Annotated in this window: 5 protein-coding genes; 2 read left to right on the top strand and 3 right to left on the bottom strand. The window is 68.2% G+C overall.

The features are described 5' to 3' along the window. Positions 1-1,375: right-handed parallel beta-helix repeat-containing protein (locus tag AB0G16_RS37890; protein WP_362815720.1), on the top strand; the 1,375-nt coding region annotated here is incomplete at its 5' end. Positions 1,376-1,461: 86 nt separating this feature from the next. On the opposite strand, the gene AB0G16_RS37885 is transcribed toward AB0G16_RS37890, so the two are convergent. Further along, entirely contained in the window at positions 1,462-2,187 is a 726-nt protein-coding gene (locus AB0G16_RS37885) for an excalibur calcium-binding domain-containing protein (RefSeq protein WP_362815718.1), read from the bottom strand. 843 nt (positions 2,188-3,030) lie between these two features. Between AB0G16_RS37885 and AB0G16_RS37880 the strand changes: the two genes are divergently transcribed. Beyond that, on the top strand, positions 3,031-4,290 hold the full coding sequence (locus AB0G16_RS37880; protein WP_362815716.1) for an MFS transporter: 1,260 nt from the start codon (positions 3,031-3,033) through the stop codon (positions 4,288-4,290). Between the two features lie 194 nt (positions 4,291-4,484). Here the strand turns inward: AB0G16_RS37880 and AB0G16_RS37875 are convergent, their stop codons facing one another. After that, the gene (locus AB0G16_RS37875) at positions 4,485-5,294 is read right to left on the bottom strand and encodes a permease-like cell division protein FtsX (RefSeq protein WP_362815714.1); all 810 of its coding nucleotides are present in this window, start codon (positions 5,292-5,294) and stop codon (positions 4,485-4,487) included. Positions 5,295-5,710: 416 nt separating this feature from the next. Further along, the coding region (locus tag AB0G16_RS37870; RefSeq protein ID WP_362815712.1) for a hypothetical protein at positions 5,711-6,340 on the bottom strand (630 nt) is incomplete at its 5' end.

Below are 6,340 nucleotides of genomic sequence, written 5' to 3'. Positions count from 1 at the left end.
GTTCACCGTGAACGCCTCGGCGGCGGGCACGGCGACCCTGGCCGTCCGCTTCGCCAACGGCACCGCGGCCCGCTCCGCCGCCCTGGTCGTCAACGGGGCCACCGTGCAGACCCTGTCGTTCGAGGGCACGGGCGCGTGGTCGACCTGGGCCACCAGGACGGTGACCGTCCCGCTGAACGCCGGCGCCAACACCGTCCGGCTGAACCCGACCACCTCCCTCGGCCTGCCCAACCTCGACCGCCTCGACGTCGAGACCGCCGACCAGCCGCCGCCGGCGAACACGTTGTACGTCGCGACCACCGGCGACGACGCCGCCCCGGGCACGCAGGCGTCGCCGCTGCGGACGATCCAGCGGGCCGTGGACCTGGCGCAGCCGGGGCACACGATCGTCATCCGCGGTGGCACCTACGCGCCGGGCGCCAACATCCAGATCCTCAAGAACGGCACGCCGAGCCAGCCCATCACGATGCGCAACCACGACGGCGAGCGGGTCGTCATCGACGGTGAGAACATGCCCCACACGCCCGGCGCGGTCGGATCCAGCATCCCGCGCCCCGAGCGGGGCGCCGTCCACATCGAGGGCGACTGGTGGCGCCTGAGCGGCCTGGAGATCATCCACGGCCCGTACGGCGTCTTCGGCCTGGACGTCAACAACACCGTCTTCGACCGCCTGGTCACCCGGGACAACTACGAGTCGGGCCTGCACCTCCAGGGCGCCTCCGGCAACAACCAGATCGTCGGCCTGGACGCCTACGGCAACCGAGACCCGCGCAAGAACGGCGAGAGCGCCGACGGCCTGGCCATCAAGGAGGGCTCGGGCTCCGGCAACGTGGTGCGCGGTGCCCGGCTGTGGAACAACTCCGACGACGGTCTGGACTTCTGGCTGTTCCTGTCCCCGATCACCGTGGAGTCGTCGGTGGCCTGGGGCAACGGCTTCAACCGGTGGAACCTGCCCGACTACACCGGGGACGGCAACGGCTTCAAGCTGGGCGGCGGAGACCCGGACCCGGCGGCCGACCACGTGATCCGCAACTCCATCGCGTTCGACAACGCGGTCGGCGGCTTCGTCGACAACGGCAACCCCGGCCGGCTGACCGCCGACCGCAACACCGCCTGGCGCAACGGCGGCACCGGGTTCAACTTCTCCCGTTCCAGCTCCACCCTCACCGGGAACCTGTCGGTGGCGAACGCGACGCAGGTCGCGCTCGGCTCGTCGTCCTCGGGCTCGGGCAACTCCTGGAACCTCGGCGGCACCTGGACCTTCGTCAGCACCGACCCCGGCACGATCACCGGCCCCCGCGCGGCGGACGGTTCGATCCCCTCCTCGGCCTTCCTGCGCCCGTCCAACGGCGCCGACGTCGGGGCGCGTTTCTGAGTCGTCGCAGAACGGGCCGAGGCCGGTCCCGGCACGGTACGCCGGAAGCTCCCGCGCCGTACGGGCGGGAGCTTCCGGCGGCGGGATCAACGTTCGCAGACCACGCCGTCGCCGTCGCGGTCCTGGTACCAGGTGTACTCGGGGTCGGATCCGCGCCGGTAGGGCCCGTGTCCCGCGGCGTTGGCCGCGGCGCACGTGGGGAAGCGTGGATCGTTCCCACCGGAGGACGAATCCGGCGCCGCCGTAGGCCGCGGGGCCGCCGTGGGGCGTGGCGCCGTCGTGGGTCGCGGGGCAGGGGTGGGTGTCGGGCCTGAGGCGGTGTCGCACCTGCCCGACCAGATGCGCAGCCGCTCCCGCTTGGCCCTGGCCTGCTCGGCGCGCATCACGGTGATGTACCTGTCGTTCGGCTTGAACAGCACGGCCTTGCCGTAGCCGTAGCGGACGAGGTTGCGGTTGACGAACACCCCGCCGCCGTTCCACGCGTAGTACAGGGACCGGCCGTAGCGGTCCTTCGGCGCCTTGTCCGCGAGCAGGTACGTCGTCCTGCCGACGGGCAGCAGGGCGGCGGTGCGCTTGGTGGCCGCCTGGAACCAGCACTCCCCGCGCTCGGGGGTGTCGACCTGGAGCAGGCGTACGCGGACGGGGGAGCCGGTGCGGGTGAAACGGACGTCGATCGTGTCGCCGTCCACGATCTTCACTACCGTCGCCTTCCTCGTGCCCTTCGGTACGGGGGAGGCCTCGGCGGGCAGCGCCACGGCCACGGGCACGGCGAGAACGGCGGCGAGCAGGGACGCTCTGATGGTGCGGATCACGGGGCTCCTTCGCGCAGGACGAAGCCTCGAATGTAGCCTTACGCGTTCAATTCGGTACACATGGTAATCAATCTGAAATATGTGAAAGCCCTTCACGTTGAAGGTCGTCTTGGTATGAGAAGTATGACTTCGTCATACCGGATCAGGCGAGCGGGCGACCTGCGGCCGCTCCCGGCATCCGGTCCGCCAACTTCAGAACGTGTTGCCTTTCTAGCCGCATGGCGTGCGCACGATCCGCAAATCAGATGCGCTTGACGCCTTTTGTCTTCTTCAGGAGAGCCTCGTTGGATGACCCATCCGGGTAGGACGTCTACCGGCAGACGTGCTGTCCACGAAGACGTAGCCCTATGGATCGCGCTTGTACACCTCACGCTCGATTTCTGAACGTGAGGCGACTTGCGATACAACCGCTGAGAGACCGCTCGCTCCCTTTTTTACGAGTGAGCGGCGCGCGGCTCGGGTCGGTGAGCTACGTGTGGGCAGGCGGTGGATGCGGGCCGGTGATGTGTGGTCACGTAAGGCGGCATCTGTACATGCAGGATTCTCGTCGGTGATCAGCCCTGCTTCATCCGACGGTGAAATGACTCTCAGTGCAAGGCTGTCAGGACCGAGACATCCGATCGGCGGCGGCTCAAGCGTGCTCGGTCCGTGGTGGCCGGCGACCGGCTCCTTTTGAGGGAGTGGCTGAGCAGAGAGCGCGGCGCCACCACCTCGCCCGCTCGCACCGCTCCGTTAAATGCCGCCGCCACTCCCGGCTGTGGCGATACCGTGAGTTCGGTGGGTAATCGCGAGATGGGGGTTTCGCCGCACATCACCGCGGCTAAGAAAAGGCGGCCGGGCGGCTTGTTCCGCACCCGGAACTTCGCCCTGCTGTGGGCCGGGGAGTCGGTCAGCGGGTTAGGCTCGGCGATCACCACGGTGGCCGTCCCGTTCTTGGCGATAACCGTCCTGCATGCCGGCACCGGCACGGTGGCCCTGCTGACCGCAGCCAGCTGGCTGCCCTGGTTCCTGATCGGCCTCCCGGCCGGTACCTGGGTCGACCGCCGGCCGCGCCGCCGCATCCTCGTGTCCGCCAACCTGGTGTCCGCCGCGGTCCTGACCGCTGTCCCGGTCGCCGCCTGGACCGGTGTGCTGACCGTGCCCATGCTGCTGGCCGCGGTGCTGATCGCCGGCACGTCCAGCATGTTCTTCACCCTGGCATTCAACGCCTACTTGCCGCACCTACTGGCCCAGGATGACCGGATGGAGGGCAACGCCAAGCTCCAGGCCGGCGCCTCGGCCGCCGAGGTCGCCGGCCCGGGCCTCGGCGGTCTGCTCACCGAGGTGGCCGGAGCGGTCGGCGGCCTCCTCGTCGACGCGGTCACCTTCATCGTCTCGGCCGCCTGCCTGCTCGGATTGCGGACCACGCCCGAGCCGAGGGCGGCGGCGGGCGAGCGGCCCGGCATGCTCCGGCAGCTCAGCGAGGGCCTGAGGTACTTCAAGTACGGCGAGTTCATGCTGCCCATGCTCATCGTGGCGGCGATGATCAACCTCGGGATGCTCGGCGTGTTCTCGCTGCGCATCGTCTTCCTGGTGCGCGCCGAAGGTATCGCGCCGGGAACCGTGGGCGGCCTGATCAGCCTCGCCGGCCTGGGCGGCCTGCTGGGCGCCGTGCTCGCGTCCCGGGCCGTCGCCCGCTTCGGCAGCGCGCGCACCTACGTGGGAGTCAATGTCGTGACCGCGCCGTTCATGCTGCTGCTGCCGGCCGGCGGCCCTGGCTGGCAGCTGGCGCTGTTCACGGTGGGATCGTTCGTGGTCATGCTCGGCGCCACGATATCGGGCACCGTCACCGCTACCTTCCGCGTGAACTACATACCGGCGCACCTCCTGGGCCGGGTCACGGCGGTCTCCCGGTTCGTCATCTCCGGCACCGTGCCGCTCGGCGCAGCCACCGCCGGCGTCCTGGCGACAGCCTTCGGGATCGGCGCCGCGATGTGGGTGCTGGCCACCTTCTTCGCCGTCACCCCGCTGCTCCTGCTCGCCACCTCAATGCGCGGCATGCGTGACTTCCCGACCCTCCCCAGCCGGCCTCCCGTATGCAGCAATGACGATCAACTTCGCTGAAGCATGAGAAAAGTTGCGCCTGACCTGCGTCACCGTCATTAGCGCCGGAAGCGGCGCGGCGGCCCAGCCGACACCTCTTGGAGCGGTGACTGCATTCTCTGTTGGTGAGCAGCACGCCAGAAGCTGGCTCGTGCTGTTCGTATCGACCTCTGGATCAGATGAGTTACGCAATGGAACCACCTCGAACTCGTCCTTTACCCTGCTTGAGCCACCCCAGGTAGGCCCTTCACCGCGTCCACAATTGATTTGGCAAATCTCGGATCATTGAGCTTGACGTGATAAGTCTCAGGATACTGCTCCAGTGGCCTGGGCTCGGCATCGTCGTTCTTGTCTTGAGGGTCTCGGTCCGTCACCTGCGACCATCGGGCAGCGAATTGCTTGTTTAGCCACATGGCGTGCGCACGATCCGCAAAATAGATGCGTTTGACGCCTTTTGTCCTCTTCAGGAGAGCCTCGATCGCCATCCTTTCGGTAGTCGTTGCACCACCTCGTCCCTCGCAGAGCTCCTGTCCTCTGTCGGCGTTGCAGAGCGTAATGGATATGTCAGCCTTGCCTGTCCAGAATGAAGCGGGTATGACATAGGCGTTGGAGACTCCCGGTAGCGCCTTGGCGGCCGATTCGAATGCGGCGGCGTCGCTCCACCGGAGCAACCTGCTGTGGAAGCCGTCTGGCAGATCGGTTACTTGTATGAGTTCCCTGAGCTCGGGTGCCTCCTCTATCATCGCCATCCACGCCTCCACTCTGTCCTGGTAGTGGAAATCCGCGAGCCGAGGCATCTCCCGTAGCCTTTGTTCGACCGCACGCCTCTGCTCTGGCGTCACCTCCTTGTCCCCGCAGGCATCCCAGGCGTCGTCCTCTTCACACAAGAAGACGGAGAAATTTCCGCCTTCCGGCCAAGGGTCGTCCGGAGGAGGGAGTACTCCTGGAAGCCGGTTCGCCTCGGCAGCCGAGGAGCACAGTAGGAGAACCGTGATCGTGGCAAGAGCAAGAAACACGCGGAGCATGGAGGAACTATGCCATTAAGGTCGCGGAACCTCACATGGAAATCTCATGGGCCGGCATCCCGGCCGCCGTGCGATCGACACTGATCGTTTACGCCTGGGTCTGAGTTTTCTGCTTGAGGCGTTCACCGTCGGCCGGGGCGCGGTTCGAGGCGCGTGAGACCATTCCCACGTTGCCGGTGCTGGAGCGCCTGGCGCGTGCCCTGGACGCTGATGTCGAGGTACACCTGACGCCACAGGCTCCCGCTGCTTGAGCTGAGACCTCAACACCGACAGGAAACCCATCGTCATGCCGCCGAGACCTCGCGGGCCACTGGGGTGTCGGTGGCGCCAGGCCGCAGTGACCGGCGGCGGAGACGAATGCCTGATCAAGGTCTGTGTTCCTGGTCGCGGTGTGAGGGCGGGATGCGGAACCCGCTTCATGCCGCCCTGTCGGGGAGGCGGTAGACGGCGTAGGCGCCGGAGCGGAAGCGGAGCGTGGCGAGGCTCCCGAGGTCGGGGGACACGGTACGGCGGTGTTCGTCGGCCAGGAGCCAGCGCACCCCGTGCCGCTCGCGCAGCAGCCGGACGTTCTCGGCGGTGGGCGCGGAGAAGACCGTGTCGTTCAGCCCGATGAGGGCGGCGTCCCAGAACGGCAGGTGCAGCGTCGGCATGCCCGGACGCCACCGGGCCGTGTTCCTCGCGGTGTACGTCCAGCCCTCGACCAGCACGCGCCGCTCGGTCAGCGCGGCGACCCAGAAGTGCCGTCCGTCGCACGGGTTCTCCATGCCCCAGCGGCAGTGCGCGTTCGTCGCCACCAGCTCGTCCGGCCGAGAGTGGTCCCGCAGCCACCGCCCCGCGGCGAGCGCGCCCGGCGGGGGCGCCGTCGCGGGTGCCGTCACGGGTCCGGTCTCGGCTTCCGGCGCCGGCCGCGCGATCTGGGTGCTCTGGCCGCTCCGCGCCGCCCGAGTCGCCCGTGCGGCCTGTTCGGTTCCCGTCCCGCCGGACACGACCGCGCCGGACACGACCGCGCCGGACACGACCGCGCCGGACACGACCGCGCCGGACAC

The organism is Streptosporangium sp. NPDC023615 (genome assembly GCF_040640155.1).
Classification (GTDB): Bacteria; Actinomycetota; Actinomycetes; order Streptosporangiales; family Streptosporangiaceae; genus Streptosporangium.
Note: the sequence above shows the minus strand (reverse complement) of the source record. Positions and strands in the feature narration are given on the sequence as shown.